Genomic DNA, 17,722 nt, shown 5'->3' on the forward strand with positions numbered 1-17,722 from the left:
TTTCACAAGTTAACGCTCTAGTCAATCAATCCCAGCTCCCTGTAGTAACGCGCCGCACCAGGATGCAGTTTGGCCGCCGCAGAAGCTGCAGTCTCCGCATTTATTTCCTGACATGCCACATGTGCGTCTACATAATCAGGCTGTCCTTCCAGTGCCCCTTTCACAAATTGATAGACCGCCTCTTCAGGAACATCTCCGGATGCAATGATTTCCGTATATATTTTCAGTGTATTCACGGAATTCATATTTGGATATGCCCCCTCTTTTGTAGTCGCAGCGGTATAGTATGGGTACTTCTCTACTACCTGCTTAAGGATCTCCTCTCCTGCGTCAACAAACTTTAAATCAGAGGTAGCAGAAGCACTCGTAAGACCAGATGCTGGTGCCGAGGCGACAAAAAATGTAGCATCAATCACACCATCCGTCAGTTTCTCGAGCCCCTCGTCAATGGAGTAGTAAACCGCTTTGATATCCGAATCAGTATTGATACCGTAGGCTTCCAAAATTGCGATAGACATAGCGGGAATCGTACTGCTTGGCGGTCCAAGACAAACTGTCTTGCCCCTTAAATCCTCATACGTCTCTATGCCTGAATTTGCCGTTGTAATCATATGCCCCTGGCTCTCATACAGACGCATAACGCCTTTTACATTGCCTGGTTCTGCATAGATTTCATAAAAACCACTGCCGCCGCCATGCGATGACCAGTAGGCAGCATCTGCATTTGTCATGCCAAGATCCATCTCTCCTGACATACAAAGGTTTACATTCTCCACCCCTCCATTTGTAGTCTGTGCCACAACCGTTAAGTCGGGATTCTTTGTATTGACTTCATTAGCAATTGCAGCGCCGACAACATAATAAGTACCAGTACTGGCCGCGGTTCCCAGTGTCAGGTCATAATGTGTTCCGCCACTTGAAGCACCTTCGGCCGCCGTACTGCCGGATTTCCCCGTTGTACTGTTTACACCTGTCGGGCTGCATGCCGCAGTCATGAAAACAGCTGCCAACACCAGCATCGCCAAACCTGTATTTTTTCTCTTCATTTGAAACCCCCTGTTCTCTCTGTAATAAATACTGCGTGTGATGTCAGTTATGCTTTTCCCAGCAGTATCCGCTGATTATGACTTGTCATTTTCTTTATATCCCCTTCTGAAATACCCCGATCATACAGGCATGTCACAAACTGATCCAGACCCTCATCCGGATATATTCCTGTTTTCTGTCCTAAATCCGTAGAGAGAATGATATGGCTGGCTCCAATCGCACGTATCTGTTCCAACACTACTTCAAAGGCTACTTTTCCAGAATTGTATGTAACAAAACAATGTTCCATATAAGCACCGCAGCGCAGCAGTTCCATTTGTTCTTCTACCGTGTAAAATGTGGTTGGGAAGTCCACATGTGTAATAATAATATGCTCTACCCGGTGTTCTTTCGCCGCCCTTACAAGAGCAAATGTCTCCTCATGTGAAAGATGCGACGTTGCCAGGATCATTTGATGTCTTGCAATCACCTCCAGAACCTGATGCGTCGCTTCTGTCAGCCTCCCGTCTTCACCGACCACGCGGATAACAGGATTGTCAATTCCCTCTTCACGCATCTGCAGAACTACCTGCGCCCAGTACGGAAGTTTTTTATCCGGATTCCGGTCTCCACCCAATGTAAGATTTTGCTCATGCGCAGAATCACTGGTTGGAAACCAGACAAGCTTCGTACCAGCGCGTGCTGCCATCTCCACAGCTGCAGGATTGATTCCCCCTACCGAACCATTTAGTGTAATTGTCCCCACTGCATCGCATGCGGGATAAAGCTTCCTGGTCATTGCAGCGCGTTCTCCCGTACAAAAGTAATGAGACTTCATTGCAAATCCAGCCATCCCACTGTCCATTACCCGCTGTGCCATCTCGAAATCGTCGAGTCTTCTTGGCAGCACATCCGGGGCTGTATGCACATGAAGATCATATGCCCCTTGAATTAGTTCTCTCATACTCTCCTCCTTGTTATGAGCACTTAGCGGCTGTCTTTTAGCCGCTTACGTGCGATACATGTCACTGGCACTTAGTGAGGTCTTTCACGAGCTTAGTGCAGTGACTTTGTTTCCGTTATCATAAAGTCTCCCATTCACAGGATGCTTTACGAATCTCCATACAGCAGTTCGGGCGCATCGAAACCACCCGGAAGCCGCTCGCACGCATGTCTCCAATTTTAATAAATGTAGCAAGCACCGAACTGGCACCACCCAAACCGATCGGTCCAATCCCCTTTCCGTTGACTGCGTCCGTGATGCGTTTCTCTATCTCACTCTGCATATCATAGCGTCCGTCTTTCATTGCCTCAAGAGAGAGTGAAGAGGCTTCCACAGCCGTACGCCCAAGGCCAAATGACAGTGTACACGGCTGGCATCCAAGCGCTGCTACCTGCGGAACCGCCCATGCAATCATCTCCTCAACTACATGATCCAGAGAATGCATGTGAAATAAAGCCTGGGTTCTGCTCCTGATCTCTGGTCCTCCTCCAAGCATCAGGACGGTGAAACGAATTTTACTTCCCGCCATACGGCGGATTTGTGTAGGAGCGGGTTTTAACATACCAGGCTCGTCATATAGGCCTTTGCACTGTGAAATGCGCTCTAATTCGTCTCCGCATACTCCCATCGGACGCGCCGGCAGGTCATTTAATCCCTTTCTAATCCCCTCTTCCATTGCCGCCAAAAATCCAGCCGGAAGGACGGCTTCATCTCCAATTTCCAGAAACGGGTGCGGCGTCCCTGTGTCATCACATAATGCACAATGTTTTTTATCTGCAACAGCTGCATTTTTAATAAAATTTTCCATTGCCCATTTTGCATGTGGAATCTCTTCCTCTGCACATGCCTGTTTCCAGCAGGCAACCTGATCGTCTCGCCAGTGAGAGCTTGCATCTACCACCATCCGAGCGACATCATCTGTCACTTTATTTAAAAATACCATATGCCCCCCTAATTCGAAAAAACACTTTCTCCGTCAGCCACTGCAACAATTGCCGGAAAATCTTTTACCGTGATCTCATAGAATGCTTCCATCCCAAATTCCGGATGCAGTACCGCGCGGCATTCACTCATCGAAGCAGTCAGTAATGCAGATACCGGCGGAGTAATCAGAAAATACGCCCTATTTTTTTTTAAACCCTCAATGGTCTCAGGAAGGAGCCTGCCTTTTCCAAGATGGAACTTAGCTCCTTTTTCTGATAATGGTATAATCGATCCCTCAATTTCCGGCTTACTCGTAGTAGTTGGCGCTATGCCGGCACAGCTTACAGCAGTATGAAAAATTACAGCCCCCTCCAGGTCAATACCGCGCTCCGATAGCCCCCCTCTCTTCGCCAGCTCCACGACATGTGGAAGTACCGCATCACGGCCGCAATATATTTTTCCGCTCATCTCAATCAGATCACCAGCTTTGAGACTGCATTCTTTGTCTCTAAACGGAACATTAATCTTTATCAAATCACTCACTTCTCCTTTTGAATACGTTTACCGGTATGTGCTACAGCTTCCATCCCTCCAATACCTTTTTCCAATCACGGGCAACACCGGATTCAAAGTTATCCTTTACATGATGATCGGCCAGCCACTGCAGCTTTGTCCGAGTAGCTTCGGCCATTGTATATGGCAGCATTTCACTCTGTAAGAAATCAACAACATTTTTCAGCTCATGTTCACGCCGTTCCGCATGAATAATCGCCCCCGAGACATATCCGTTGATAATTCCAATGAATTCTGGCCCAAAAGTATCCACAAACGAGTCTACAATCGTCTGCTCCACGCCAAACCGCTGTGCCGCCTGCAGTGATTCAATCAGCAAACAGCTAAGTCCTTTTGCTGTAATGCTGCGTATGAACTTAATACTCGTCGCAGTCCCGGCCTCCCCCTCCACGACTTCCAGGCACATATGGTATGGCTCCATTTTATCCCGAAAGGCTTTCGCACCATCGCCGCTCAACAACATCGGCACCTGATGCTTACTCTTTAGCAATGCCCCCATCATCGCTCCGTCAATAAGCCGGCCTCCCCTGGCCTTTACCATCTCACTGATCTTTTTCTTTTCTATAGGTGTCGCTGTAGACACATCCAGAAAGAGCTGTCCTTCTTTAATTCCCGCCGCTGCATCTTCAGCAGCGGATACCGCATAGTTGGAAGGAACCGCTGAAATCACCACATCCGATTTCCGGCATACCGCTGCAGCACTCTCCACTTTTTCTCCCTGGCAGGCTGCTACCCTCTCCTTCATGATTTCACTCATACGTTCATCATCCTGCATGGCATCATAGCACACCATTCTGTCGATACCTTCTCCGCGCAGCCCCAGCGCGATGGACGATGCCGCTTCGCCAAAACCGATAAAACCGACTATCATAATCTTCTCCTTCTCATTCTCTGTTATCAACAAAAATTTTTATTGTATTTCCATTATAATTCGTTTAAAATTAAAAGAAAATATTGTTTTTTTTGTCAAAGTCACAACAAAAAACTTGTCTTTATGCAAGGAGAACCTAATTATGAATATGACCGATATTCAATGCTTTATCAAGGTGACGGAACTAATGAGCTTTACAAAGGCCGCTGAAGCTCTTTATACTTCTCAGCAGGCTGTAAGTCTTCACATCAAGCATCTCGAAAGTACCTATAAGGTACAACTTTTTGAACGCAAACCATCTCTGAAGCTGACGCCCTCCGGACAGATGCTTTTGGAGGCAGCACGAGATATTATAGACCGGGAGAATCAGCTGCTGAACCAGTTTATTACCATGCAGGACGAATTTGTTGGCGAAATTACCATTGGACTGCCGCCAAACAGGTCGACAGCATTTGTCTGCGAATTTACTCCGCATTTTTCCAGCGAATATCCGAACATGACCATACATCTGGTTGAAAAAACATCTCCTGATTTATCTGCGGCTGTTAAAAATAACGAGATTGACCTTGCACTCCCACTCGTCTCAAAATATGAGTATTTTGATTCAGATTTATGTGAAATCGTCCCTCTGGAAACGGAAGATCTATATCTGATTATCTCGGATGGGCTGCTCCGCAAATATTTCAGTGATCAATATCCAGCCTGTAAAACAGCCTTTATGGAGGGTGTGTCTTTATCCGATTTTTCCCATGTTCCAATGTTTTTACATCCTGCCTCCAGCCGCCTGCACGAGGCGATCGTATCAAAGCTCGTCCAGAATGGCACACCGCCGTTTATGCGCATAAAAACATCACTGACCAGCTCTCTTGTATCTCTCTGCGCGGAAGGATATGGTGTATTTTTCAGTACCCCCATGCTTTTAAAGCACTTGTATGATACTCAGCCAAAATGTTTTGAATCACTGCATGTGTTTCCTGTCATGGAATTTCAGGGAACCAGAAAAACACTCCTGCTCTATCACAAAAATAAGTATCTGAGCAAACCATTATCCAGCAGTATTCATATTATTCAACAGATATACAAAGAGCATAAATGTGTGATGGACAGAATTCAGACGAAGATATAAAAAGCAGTTTTCTGTATTCCGGTATCATAACTATACCATACAGAAGACCGCTTTTTTCGTTTTGCCGGTATATCCATTTTTTACCATTTAATAGAAAGGATAAGATTAAAAGACGGCAGAACCAATTATATGAATATGGTGCTGCCGCCTTTGTAAATTATGATACTTCTTCAATTCATTAAATCTATTTCCCCACTCTCACCCTCACAACATTCCAGGAATAAGACGAGAACGTAACCGTAAGGCAGTCTCCCTCCATCTCATAGGCACTGGAGGACTGCGGAATCACGCGGTCCGGCTGGTCCGCCGTATTATACTGCTTCAAATCGTATCCCGCCATGGTGATAAACTCTTCCACACGGCAGCCCGGATAATCCCGTAGACAGCAGGTCACTTCCAGGTCATCCTCGCCGCGGTTCATGGCGAATATGGTCACATATGCTCCATCCCCGCTCTCCACTGCAATGCTCTCGAGAGCCGGCACATCGGTGTACTCCTTACAGTCGTACTTAGGAGCGTCCACCAGCACATTTAAGGCTGTTCCTCTGCCGTAGAGAGAAGTGTGAAGGTATGGGTAGTAGATGGTCTGTTTCCAGATTCTTCCGCCGTTTTCCGTCATGATCGGCGCGATGACATTGACCAGCTGAGCCATGCAGGCAACCTTTACCCTGTCGGCGTGCTTTAGGAGCGTAATCATCATGCCGCCCACTAAAAGGGCGTCCTCGAAGTTATACTGATCCTCATTGTACGCCGGTTTCTCTCTCCATTTCTCCGCTTTGGCATTATCCGCAAATGCGTGATACCAGACATTCCACTCGTCAAAGGAGATGTTCAGAACCTTTTTGGAGCGCTTCTTCGCCTGTATGTAGTCGCAGACAGAGACGATGTGGTTGATAAAACGGTCCATATCCATGGTATTGGCCAGGAAGCTGGGCGTATCGTTTTTCTCATTTCCGTAGTACTGATGCATGGAAACGTAATCCACAAAGTCATAGGTATGATCCAGCACTGTGGCCTCCCACTCATAGCACGTGTTCATACCCGAGTTGGAGCTTCCGCAGGCCACCAGCTCAATTGACGGGTCCACCCATTTCATGACCTTGGCTGTCTCGCAGGCCGCGCGTCCGTACTCTTCTGCCGTTTTGTGGCCGATCTGCCACGGGCCGTCCATTTCATTTCCCAGATTCCAGAGCTTCACACCGTGGGGATCGCGATAACCGTTTTTGATTCGCAGATCGCTCCAGTAGGTGCCTCCCGGGAAGTTGCAGTATTCCACCAGATTGCGGGCGGCGTCCGCGCCTCTCGTCCCCAGGTTCACGGCCATCATCACATCCGTATCTGCACGGCGGCTCCACTCACAGAACTCATCCGTCCCCACCTGATTGTCTTCGATGGCAAACCATGCCAGCTCCGTTCTTCTCGGCCGCAGCTCCTTCGGCCCGATTCCGTCCTCCCAGTTGTAGCCGGAGACGAAGTTGCCGCCCGGATACCGCACAATGGGAACCTTCAGTTCCTTTGTGAGTGCGATCACATCCTTTCGAAATCCCATATCATCCGCCAGCGGATGGCCCGGATCATAGATTCCGCCATAGACCGCTCTGCCAATATGCTCGATGAAATTACCGTAAATCCGGTTGTCGACCGGGCCGATTTTATAATCCCTGTCAATCTTAATTACCGCTTTTTTCATGCTTTAAGCCTCCTGTTTTTTCTTCCTCTTCTCTATCAGCATCGGCATATATAAGCCGCCCTGAACGCTTCTTCCTATAAAATGACAGTATCTCCCGCTCTCCGCATCGTGCCAGTCGGAAAACGGTACCCGGTCTTCTGTGGACCTGGCATACTCCGCTACCGGAGCTGTCAGACGGTAAAATGCCTCCCGATCGGGTGCAAACGAGGCGCACCAGAGAATCCAGTCGCTCTTCGTGTACGTCTTCCGGCTGTCTAACGGCACGCCGAAGGTGCTGAGTTTCTTCAGATAAAACGCCGTCTCTGTCTCAAATACCTCTGGTTTGAAGAGGCCGCTTCCAAAGAAATGGTCCCACACCAGATTGTATTTCAGGCTCCAGGACTCTTCACAGTCAAAGGTCAGACGGTAGTGATCGCCGGCGGCGCTGCGGGTCTCCCAGCTCTGTGCCATCCTCACGGCTTCCTCATGGTACCGCTTCGCCTCCTCTTCCTCTCCGAGACAGGCGGCGATTCTGCTGAATGCCTCGATTCCCATAACCGCCTTGGCCGACAGATTAACGTTGTGAGCCAGATGGCCGGCAAAATCATCGGTACAGAGCTGTTCTCCCGGATCTTCACCGTATGCGAGCAGATATCCGGCCCATGTTTTCAGCACCTCGTAATACGGCGCAGCAAAGGCCCCCGAGCGTTCCAGTTCACACACCGCCGCCGTCAAAATCATCATATTTCCGGATTCCTCCACCGGCATCTGGTCCCTCACATCGTAGACGGACAGCCCCGCGGGATACTCGTAGTAAAACGGGAAAATGGCGCCGTTATCATAGCAGAATTCCCGGTTCTCCCCTTCTTTTCTAAGTCCATAGACCTGGCCCGCCGCGTACGGATACCGGCCCACGTCATGCGGCGCAAAGTCGTACTCCCACACCGGACAGCCGGCAAAACAGAAGACCGGACGCAGCATGGCCTTCACGTATTCCGGATTAAAGAGCAGGAACATGGGGGCGGATGGATAGCTGATATCGACGGTCCCCGTACACCCGTTGGAGTCATTTTCCTTGGAAAGGAAGACTAGATTCCCCTCCTGGTCCGCGATCAGCTTATGGGCTGCCATGACCTGGCGGTAAGAAATACTGCAGAGAAACACGTAGTCGGCCCCGCCTGTATTCCTGGCCTGCTCCTCCAGACTCCGGTCAAATGCCTCCGCCTTTTCGGTCACCTCTTCCCGATCGCGGAAGCTCTCTCCAACCGCGTCGAAAATGGTCTCATACCTCGTTGTCCAATAGGCCTTCTGCCAGGAACCGAAGTAAAAGATGGAGAGCAGATCGTCATAGGCGGCGATCACCGTACACGCCGTCTGATCGGTCCCCAGCTCCGCAGACGCATTCAGCAGGCTGTGCTCCGGATCGAAGATGATCGTGACGGCCTCGTCCTCCGAAGCCAGAATCATATCACCCCAGTCTATGGTAATCCGGTCCCCGCTGTGGCCTAAAGGTGTCTGAAACGCCTTTCTCATAGTACCATAATGGAAATGATACATCTCATTTTCATGGCTTCCGCCGATGATTTTCCCCGGTGTATCGAAGACCAGGTCGCCGGTGACGGTAAAATTGATCTTCACGGAGACCTCCTGCTTCCTCTCTACGGTAAAATCGATGTAGGTACACGGTCTGGAGACCAGAACCGGATCCTCCGGCAGAAGCGGTGACAGGAAACGGACGGAAAGCCTCAGCTTCTCATTTTCAAAGGTACAGGTGGTCGCGGTCGGCGTAACCTCCAGGCTCGTCTGGGGGATCACCGGACAGCCGTCCTCTCCGCCCAGGAAGCGGAAGCGTTCTCCATCCGCGGTGACGTGGCCGTAAAGCCGTTTTTCCTTTCCGCTCCAGTGAGCGGTGTCCGTGTCATAGAGACAGTCAGCCGGCGACCAGATGGAATAATAGGGATCGTGCACCAGCAGGGGCACGCTTGCCATACGATTGATTCTCATACGATGAAATCTCCTTATATTTGATGCGCCTACTCTTTCACCGACCCCAGCGTCAGGCCGGAGACGAAGAATTTCTGCATAAATGGATAGAATATTACGATCGGCAGGGACGCCACGACGATCTTCGCCGCGTTGAACGTCTTAAGCGAGGTGAGCGCTTCGATTTCCGCCGGAGTTAAAGAAGAGCTCATGACGCTGACTGTCGTATTGGTCAGGGTCTGGATATAGGTCTGTAAAGGCATGTTGCTGGGCGTATTCATCAGCAGAAGGCCGTCGAAGAAGTTGTTCCAGTGGAACACCACGGAAAATACGGTCACAGTGGCGATTGCCGGCTTGGCTAACGGCACGAAGATACGCATCATCATCTGGAACGGGGTGATTCCGTCCAGCATGGCCGACTCCTTGATCTCCTTCGGAAGATTTCTGAAAAAATTCATCAGGAGAATGGTGTTGTAAACCGGAAGTGCTCCGGGAATCACCAGCGCCCATATGGTATCCATAAGCCCGGTCGCCTTTATGACGAAGTACCACGGGACGAGGCTCGCGCCGAACAGCATGGCGAAGATCATGAACCACATATATACCTTTCTGGCCGGGAAATCCGATTCGTCCTGGGACAGGGCAAATGCAGTAATTACCGTAAGAACCAGATTGATCGCGCCGCCTAAGACCACCCGCTGTACGGATATCCACATGGCCTGCATGAACTTCTGATCGGTCATTAAGACCTTGTACGGTGTAAAGGTCAGTTCCACCGGCCAGAGCGTCACCTTCCCGGACAGGGCGGCCGTCTTGCTGCTGAGCGACAGCGCAATGACATGCAAAAGAGGGATTAAACAGCTGAGTCCCAGGATAAGCAGAAGCAGAAAGACACAAAAGTCAAACACCCGGTTCTGCCATGTATTATATTTTTTCATGGTTTATCCCCCCCTAAAAGATCTGATAATTGGCAAATTTCTTAGCCATCTTATGCGCCGTGACAATCATAATGAAGCTGATCGCCGACTTTAAGAGCCCGATGGCGGTGGCCAGTGAGTACTGGGCGTTGACGAAGCTCAACCGGTATACGTATGTATCGATAATATCTCCGCTCTGGTACACAACCGGACTGTACATGTTATAGATCTGGTCGAAGCCTGCGTTTAGGATATTAGCGATATTTAAGGTAGCTACCATGACGATGGTGACGCGGATGCTGGGCAGCGTAATATGCCATATTTTCGCCAGTCTGCCTGCGCCGTCCACCGAGGCCGCTTCATAGAGTTCCGGATTGATGCCCATGAGGGCCGCAATGAAGATAATGGCCCCGTAGCCGAACTCCTTCCACACATCTGTGCTGATCACCACGCCCTGAAACAGCTTATTGGAGCCGAGGAACATTAACGGTTCTTTTAAGATTCCGAGACTCATAAGCCCCTGATTTAAGATTCCTCCCGTGTCCAGGAGATTCTTGAATATGGTTGCCAGGATCACCCATGACAGGAAATGCGGCAGGAAACAGATGGTCTGGACCGATTTCTTAAACTTCACGCTGGTGATCTCATTTAAAAGAATGGCGAAGAATATGGACAGCACCATCGTGAGCACCAGTTTCCCCACCGCTATGGTGAACGAGTTCCGGAATATTCTGGCTGTATCGGGCAGCAGCAGCATGTGCTTGAAATTGGCAAGCCCCACCCATTTGGACTTTAAAAATCCCATAATCGGCTGATAATTCTGAAATGCCATGATATTTCCGAAAAACGGAATAATCGTATAAATAAACAATATGATAAAGCCCGGCAGCATCAGCAGATGGTATTGGTATGTCTGCCTTATGGTTACGTGTCTCCCTTCCTTTCTTCTTCTCTTCCTTCCTGCTACTTTTCCCATACGAAACTTCCTTCCTGTTCATCCCGATTTTGAAAACCGGAGGTTTTGGGCCTCCGGTTTTCTGATTCTCCTTTACCCGGCGTCGTTAATTGGCACCAGACAGTTCCGTCATTTCCTGTGTAATCGTATCACCGCCCAGAGCCTTCCACTGGCTGACGAATTTGTCGAATTCATCAACAGAGGTATTTCCGGTGAGTACCTGTAAATAGAATTCATCCTCCTGTGTCTCCAGAGTCGCCCATAAGGATTCCATGGAAGGTGAATCCGCGTAGCTTGCGGCATACTGAAGATTCAGCTTGTCGGCCTGACTCTGCACGGTCCAGGCGCCGTTGGCCCAGCCCCAGCCGTTGGCAGTGGAAATATTTTTCTCCACGGTCTTTCTGAAGCCGTCTTTTAAAACCGCGGTATAACCGTTGTACCAGGTCTTTCCGTCGCCGCTTAAATCGTCGTAAGCCACTTTTCCGTCGATGCAGTCCATCACTGACTGGATCTGTTTTTCCTTGGCATCATAGTCGCAGTGAAGGACATTGATGGGATAATAGTGCCAGGAGAATGGGGAATCCATACCGTTTGGACGGACATTCTCAGCCTGGGACTGGTCTAAATCATACTGATAATTCACGGTCTTTACAACTGCTTCCTTGATCTCTTCCGAACAGCCTTTTTTCACGACAATATAAGTGGTAGTCGGGCTCTTCATCGGGACATTCAGTTTGCCTTCCGTGTTCAATGGCGCTACATAGGAATTCCATTTTACGGAGTCAGCCGCGCCTTCCAGCATGGATACTACCGGCCACTGGTTTGACCACCATGCGCCGAAGAAGATACCTGCCTGGCCGTTGCTGATCATCTCCACGCACTGCTCAGAATCTCTGACTGCGAAAGAAGGATCGATAACGCCCTCTTCTACCAGCGTTCTGATCTCTCCGAGAGCCGTCTTGGCCTCTTCCGTGATGGAACCGTATACCACGGAGCCGTCATCCTGTTTGATCCACATCTTCGGATAGGCATCAAATAAGGTAAACAATCCGTTTACATGCCACGTACCGCCGTTCTTCTGAACCAGCTTCTTATCGGAGGAGAGGCCCACAGCGATTCCATCCGTGACGTTGCCGCCAGGATTCTTCTCCATAAAGGTCCTGGCAATGTTCACAATGTCGTCCAGTGATTTCGGCTCTTCCAGTCCCAGCTCTTCCATCCAGTCGCCGCGGATATAGACGAGGGGAACGCTGTCCATACCAGGCTGGATATCAGGAATCGCCATCAGCCTTCCGTCAAAGGTTGCAAGACCTTCCGACATGCCGTTGGTCGAATCAAAGCATTTCTTTAGTGCGTCGGAACGGTACGTTGCAAATGCGTCCGTCATGTCCTCCACTGCGCCGGCATTCACTAACTGAACCAACTGGGTATACGTTACGTTCATAACATCCGGCATATCTCCCGATGCAATGGCCATGGCGACCTTCGTCGGATAAGAAGCGTCGTCAACGGAGAAATCATATATGTATTCGGTATTCAATTGATCCTGAAGATATTTTACGATGTAGTTGTTGTGGGAATCTTCACCGTCCGGGTACGTAACGTTGGCCGATTCCGCTCTTCCCACATGGATTACGGTCTTCTCCTCGCTGACCGGACCGTAGGGATCTACCTCCTCCGTGCCTGCGGCCGCCCCTCCGGCCGTCTCATTTTGAACTTCCTTCGCTGTAGTTTCATTTTTTACAGAAGATTCTTCCGGCGCCTTCGTATTGCCCCCGCAGCCTGCCAGACAGCCCCCCGCCATACATGCGGTCAGTAACAATGATACTAATTGATTCCTTCTTTTCATGGTAACCTCCGTTTTTATTAGTCTTCAACCCCGGCTGCTTACGGCGCCTTAAGCAGTGTTTTGTTTCATGTATTTATTATATCCCCTCTCATTTTCCCTGTATATACAAGGTTTTTCGCATTCCTATCACAAAATTATCCATTTATGTCCTTCCACTATTTTCCTTCCGGCAAATCTGCTAGAATAAATTGTAGAATTACACGAATGGAAGGAGTGTTAGCCATGTATCAGATTTTAGTTGTCGATGATTCTGTTCTCGATGTTGACTGCATCACATTTCTTATAAAAAAATACGAACTGCCTCTCGAGGTTGCCACGGCAGTAAACGGTCAGGAGGCTCTGGAGCTTTTTAGAAAACCTGAAAATCATTATGATATCCTCTTTACGGATATCCGCATGCCCTTTCTCGACGGTCTGGGGCTGTCCAAAGAGGTGAGAAAGCTTTCACCAAATACGAGAATCATCATTTTCAGCGGCTTCAATGATTTTGAGTATGCCAAAACCGCCATCACTATTGGAGTGGAGGACTATCTGATGAAACCGGTGATCCCGGACGAATTCGTCTCCGTCATGACCCGCGTCATAAACGGCGTGGAGGAGACCAACCGCCAGATCAGGACGCGCCGCAGTGAGACAAAGCTTTTGAAAAATCACATGCTTTGGCTGGCTGTCAACGGTAAATCCAGTATGCTTGCGGACAGCGCTCCCTTCTTTAAGGACCGCTATACCGGCCTCATGTTAGTCGAATGTGACAATGAATTTTTCAGTCTGGAAGGCATCTCCTTTCAGGAAAAGCTGGCAGACCTTCTCAGCACCCCCTTCGACTATCTGAATCTTGATCCGTCCCGCAGCATTCTTTTTTTCAAGGATGGGGCCTTTCTCTTTCCCAGTGCGCAGTCGGTCTGCCTGTGTGCCGAAAAGGAATTTCATCAGAAATGCTGCGTGGCGTTTCAGACGCTTCCTGACAACGGCTCCATCAGCCAGGTTTACACGCAGCTGGAGGAACGGCTGGAAAACCACTTTTTCTTCCCGGAACAGAATATCTTCCTGCCGGATGGGCCGGACCACCCCTACGCCTCCTCCGGTCATATTTCCATTGATATTGTGTCCGACGATCTGCGGCTGAAGGACTACGATTCCCTGATGCTTCATTTGGAGGATCTCTTCGAATCCTTAAAACACGAGAAGACCCGTTCCCTTATTTTCGTCAAATACTGTTTTACGGAGCTGATGAAGGAGATTATCCACTATCTGCCGGATGACCAGCAGCCGGATTTAAATAAAGTAGCGGAAAAGATCTATGGCTCCACCAACATCGTGGAGCTGATGGATATGACCTACGATCTGGCCGGAAGACTCCGCAGCCAGGCCCAGAGGAGCCAGGGAACCTGCCTGAAGTCGGATAAGATCCGGCAGTATATCTACCAGAATTACGCCCAGCCGCTGTCCTTAAACGACATCTCCAGCCATTTTTACATAAGCCCCAATTATCTCTGTTCCGTATTTAAGAAAGAGACCGGGTGCAACCTGATGAAATTCATCAATGAATACCGGCTGGAGCAGGCCGCCAGGCTGCTCTTGGAGACGGAGATGAAAGTCAACAAAATCGCCGAGTCCGTCGGTTTTCCCAATCCGTCCTACTTTTCCCAGCGTTTCCGCGATTACTATGGGGAAAGCCCGGAGAACTACCGCCAGAAGGAGACTTACTGATGACAAATACACTGAAACAAATCCGAAGGGGCTTTCTGGACATGGGGATCCGCAGAAAAGTCCTGATCATATTCCTTCTGATGGGCGCGCTTCCGTTCCTGTGCTACATCATCCTTTCCAACCGCTACACCAACCGCATTATCCTGGAAAGAGAGCGTTCCCTGACCGAACTCGCCCTGGAGCAGGCGGTCAGCTCCGTTGACAATAAGCTTGTCACGTATAACAACCTTTCTAATTTCATGTTTAACAACAACGCGATTATGAAGGTATTAAACACCAGCTACCATGACGATTACTTCAAAATGTACAAGGCGTATTCCGACACCATCGAGCCCCTTTTTCTCACCTACTACGCCCTGTATCCTGATCTGGAGGCGATTACGATCTACTCTTCCGGCGATATTCATCCCTATAACAACTATATTCTGGACCTGGACAGCCTGTATCAGAAGGACTGGTTTCCCCAGGTGCATAACCAGTATATTCCCACCTGGGTCTCCGCCGTGGAGGACGGCAAGCCATATCTTTATTCCACCAGACTGATCGGGGATATCAGACAGTACAAAAGCTCCAACTATCTCTCCTTCCGAATCAACTATGACCTGTTCTTCGAACCATTTTTATCTCTCTCGGAGGATAAGTACGATGTGGTGGTCACAGCCCGGGATGGAGGCCTGATCTTTTCCACCTCCGATCTGCCGGAGGAGGAGCTGACTCCGTTTCTGGCCGAAATGTCCGATACCCAGTATCTAAAGCTGACTTCCTCCATACCGGAGACCGGCTGGAACATCTGCTACTATAAGACGTATACCTCGATCCACAGAGCTGTAAATGCGATCACACGCGGCACCTACGCCTTTGGCTGGATTATCCTGCTGTTCCTCGGAGTCATGGTCTTAATCATCTCCGTCTCCATCGTCACTCCGATTGAGAACCTGACCGAGAAGATCGACGAGGTGCGTTCCGGGGATATGAACGATCTGTCGGTTTCCCTGGTGAGCGAACGCCACGACGAGATCGGCACGCTCTTTCACACCTTTTCACGCATGATGGGGGAAATCAACCATTATATTATGGTGAACTTAAAACATGAGCTGGAAAAAAAGAATTATCAACAGAAAATCCTGTACGCACAGATTAATCCACATTTCCTCTATAACTCTTTATCACTTATCAACAGCCGGGCGATCCTTTCCGGGCAGAACGATATCAGCGAGATGGTCATACTTCTGTCCACCTTTTACCGAACCGCTCTGAATAAGGGAAAAGATATCACCACACTGGGAAATGAACTGATGAATATCCAGGCCTACGTAAAAATTCAGCTTTTCTCCTACAGTGAGTCCATAGACGTTGTATACAACATTGAGACTTCCTTATCCGGCGCCCCGTTTCCCAACTTCATTCTTCAGCCTCTGGTGGAAAATGCGCTGGATCACGGCTTAAAGAACAGTATGAAGAAAGATAAAAAACTGACTGTCACCGTGAAAAAGGAGGTGTACATGACGATGGACTTCATCTCCATCTGGATTGAGGACAACGGCTGCGGCATGGAAAAGGACGCTGTGGACCATCTGTTTTCCGTACAAACGAGCGGCTACGGCATGAAAAATGTCAACGACAGGCTGCGGCTGCTCTATGGGGATAATTATATGCTTACGATTGACAGCGAGCCGGACCGGGGGACGACGGCGTTTGTCAGAATTCCCGTAGGAGGCTGTGAACTGTAGTGTATTTTATTTTTATACTGGCCATACTATATAATTATATTGATTTTGTTCACTATAACTGATAAAATGAAATATCATGTTACCAGGAGGTTCTCGCCCTATGATCAACAGAGAATTATATATGAGTCGTATCCGCCCCTTTATAGGGCTGGATATTATAAAAGTGCTGACTGGCCTGAGACGGTCCGGAAAGTCTGTTATGCTCGAATTAATTAAAGAGGAACTGCTGCGGCAGGGGGTGACATCTGCGCAGTTTCTATCATTCAATTTTGAGGATATGAATAATATTCCGTATTGTACTGCCGAAGCGCTACACGATGAGATCAAAAAAAGAGTATCCGCTGTCGATGGAAAAAGCTATCTTTTTTTCGATGAAATACAGGAAGTCCGGGACTGGGAGCGCTGCATCAATTCACTCCGGATTGAATTAGAATGCGATATATACATTACCGGTTCTAATGCAAAACTCCTTTCAGGTGAACTGGCCACATACCTGGCTGGCCGGTATGTGGAATTTGTTATTTATCCATTTTCCTATCGTGAATTTTTAATGCTTTATCGGGAAATATACCCGGAGGCGACGGAGCAGAAAGTATTTTCCAGTTATCTGACCCTGGGCGGAATGCCGTATCTAAGCAATCTGCGTTTTGAAGCGGAACCCTGCCGGCAATATCTGACAGACATTTACAATTCCGTTGTTCTGAAGGATGTTGTAAAGAGAAATAACATACGCGACATAGACATGCTCGAGCGTATTATTGCATACATTTCCGCTAATGTGGGAAATACCTTTTCTGCCAATGCCATATCAAAATATCTGAAAAGCGAGTATCGTACCGTATCAACAGAAACCATTTTAAACTATATAAAAGCCTGTGAGGAGGCCTTTCTCCTCTATCGTGTCCGCCGGCAGGATCTCCAGGGAAAAAAAATACTTACAGTAAATGAAAAATATTATTTAGCAGACCACGGCATTCGTGAAGCTATCTTCGGTGAGAATCTGAAAGACATTAACCTGATTCTGGAAAATATTGTATATATGGAATTACTTAGACGCGGTTATCAGGTAACTGTCGGGAAATCCGGAGAACGGGAAGTAGACTTTATCGGCACCCGGCAAAAAGAAAAATTATATATCCAGGTTTCCTATCTGCTGGCTTCGGATGATACCATAAGCCGGGAATTTGGAGTATATGATCTGATCCGTGACAACTATCCGAAATATGTCGTTTCCATGGATGAATTTGATTTTGGCCGGAATGGAATTAAGCATAAAAATATCAGAGAATTTCTTTTAATGGCGGAATGGAATTAACTTGCCCCTCCGGTTGACTGCCCCCTTCGGCGCGGCAGTCAGCCGGAGGGGGCTGCTCCAACAAAATGGCC

The 17,722-nt window shown here is 48.7% G+C and carries 14 protein-coding genes; 4 read left to right on the forward strand and 10 right to left on the reverse strand.

Annotated elements, in window-relative coordinates; translation table 11 throughout:
• Positions 1-17 precede the first annotated feature (17 nt).
• The 5 genes from H8S75_RS07225 to H8S75_RS07245 all read right to left on the reverse strand — a co-directional run bounded on the left by H8S75_RS07225 (position 18) and on the right by H8S75_RS07245 (position 4,397).
• Complete coding sequence (locus H8S75_RS07225) at positions 18-1,046, reverse strand: TAXI family TRAP transporter solute-binding subunit (protein WP_187020353.1); 1,029 nt, start codon at positions 1,044-1,046, stop codon at positions 18-20.
• 47 nt (positions 1,047-1,093) lie between these two features.
• Positions 1,094-1,990, reverse strand: coding sequence for a DUF6282 family protein (locus H8S75_RS07230; protein WP_187020354.1), 897 nt, complete (start codon positions 1,988-1,990; stop codon positions 1,094-1,096).
• Positions 1,991-2,108: 118 nt separating this feature from the next.
• Positions 2,109-2,972: a fumarate hydratase gene (locus H8S75_RS07235; RefSeq protein ID WP_187020356.1), complete on the reverse strand. Its 864-nt coding sequence runs from the start codon at positions 2,970-2,972 to the stop codon at positions 2,109-2,111.
• 8 nt (positions 2,973-2,980) lie between these two features.
• Positions 2,981-3,496, reverse strand: a complete 516-nt coding sequence (locus H8S75_RS07240; protein ID WP_349768875.1) for a fumarate hydratase C-terminal domain-containing protein — start codon at positions 3,494-3,496, stop codon at positions 2,981-2,983.
• Positions 3,497-3,527: 31 nt separating this feature from the next.
• Positions 3,528-4,397: an NAD(P)-dependent oxidoreductase gene (locus H8S75_RS07245; RefSeq protein WP_187020359.1), complete on the reverse strand. Its 870-nt coding sequence runs from the start codon at positions 4,395-4,397 to the stop codon at positions 3,528-3,530.
• Here H8S75_RS07245 and H8S75_RS07250 point away from each other — a divergent pair.
• Positions 4,354-5,523, forward strand: a complete 1,170-nt coding sequence (locus H8S75_RS07250) for a LysR family transcriptional regulator (RefSeq protein WP_187020361.1) — start codon at positions 4,354-4,356, stop codon at positions 5,521-5,523. The two genes, H8S75_RS07245 and H8S75_RS07250, sit on opposite strands and share 44 nt — an antisense overlap.
• A 184-nt stretch (positions 5,524-5,707) precedes the next feature.
• On the opposite strand, the gene arfA is transcribed toward H8S75_RS07250, so the two are convergent.
• The 5 genes from arfA to H8S75_RS07275 form a co-directional block, all read right to left on the reverse strand.
• Positions 5,708-7,213: an arabinosylfuranosidase ArfA gene (gene arfA / locus H8S75_RS07255; protein WP_187020363.1), complete on the reverse strand. Its 1,506-nt coding sequence runs from the start codon at positions 7,211-7,213 to the stop codon at positions 5,708-5,710.
• A gap of 3 nt (positions 7,214-7,216) precedes the next feature.
• Positions 7,217-9,196, reverse strand: a complete 1,980-nt coding sequence (locus tag H8S75_RS07260) for a glutaminase domain-containing protein (RefSeq protein ID WP_187020364.1) — start codon at positions 9,194-9,196, stop codon at positions 7,217-7,219.
• Between the two features lie 29 nt (positions 9,197-9,225).
• Complete coding sequence (locus H8S75_RS07265) at positions 9,226-10,113, reverse strand: carbohydrate ABC transporter permease (RefSeq protein ID WP_055653294.1); 888 nt, start codon at positions 10,111-10,113, stop codon at positions 9,226-9,228.
• A 13-nt stretch (positions 10,114-10,126) separates the two neighbouring features.
• Positions 10,127-11,068, reverse strand: a complete 942-nt coding sequence (locus H8S75_RS07270; RefSeq protein ID WP_025530648.1) for an ABC transporter permease — start codon at positions 11,066-11,068, stop codon at positions 10,127-10,129.
• Between the two features lie 85 nt (positions 11,069-11,153).
• Entirely contained in the window at positions 11,154-12,896 is a 1,743-nt protein-coding gene (locus H8S75_RS07275) for a type 2 periplasmic-binding domain-containing protein (RefSeq protein WP_187020366.1), read from the reverse strand.
• Between the two features lie 222 nt (positions 12,897-13,118).
• Here H8S75_RS07275 and H8S75_RS07280 point away from each other — a divergent pair, with 222 nt between their 5' ends.
• From H8S75_RS07280 to H8S75_RS07290, 3 genes are all read left to right on the forward strand, one after another.
• Entirely contained in the window at positions 13,119-14,606 is a 1,488-nt protein-coding gene (locus H8S75_RS07280) for a response regulator transcription factor (protein ID WP_187020367.1), read from the forward strand.
• Entirely contained in the window at positions 14,606-16,336 is a 1,731-nt protein-coding gene (locus H8S75_RS07285) for a sensor histidine kinase (RefSeq protein ID WP_187020369.1), read from the forward strand. The genes H8S75_RS07280 and H8S75_RS07285 overlap by 1 nt, the downstream gene beginning before the upstream one ends.
• A 100-nt stretch (positions 16,337-16,436) precedes the next feature.
• Positions 16,437-17,651 (forward strand): ATP-binding protein, encoded by a 1,215-nt coding sequence (locus tag H8S75_RS07290; RefSeq protein WP_187020371.1) that lies wholly within the window; start codon positions 16,437-16,439, stop codon positions 17,649-17,651.
• The last annotated feature ends 71 nt before the right edge of the window (positions 17,652-17,722 follow it).

The organism is Hungatella hominis, assembly GCF_014288005.1.
GTDB classification, from domain to species: Bacteria; Bacillota; Clostridia; order Lachnospirales; family Lachnospiraceae; genus Hungatella; species Hungatella effluvii.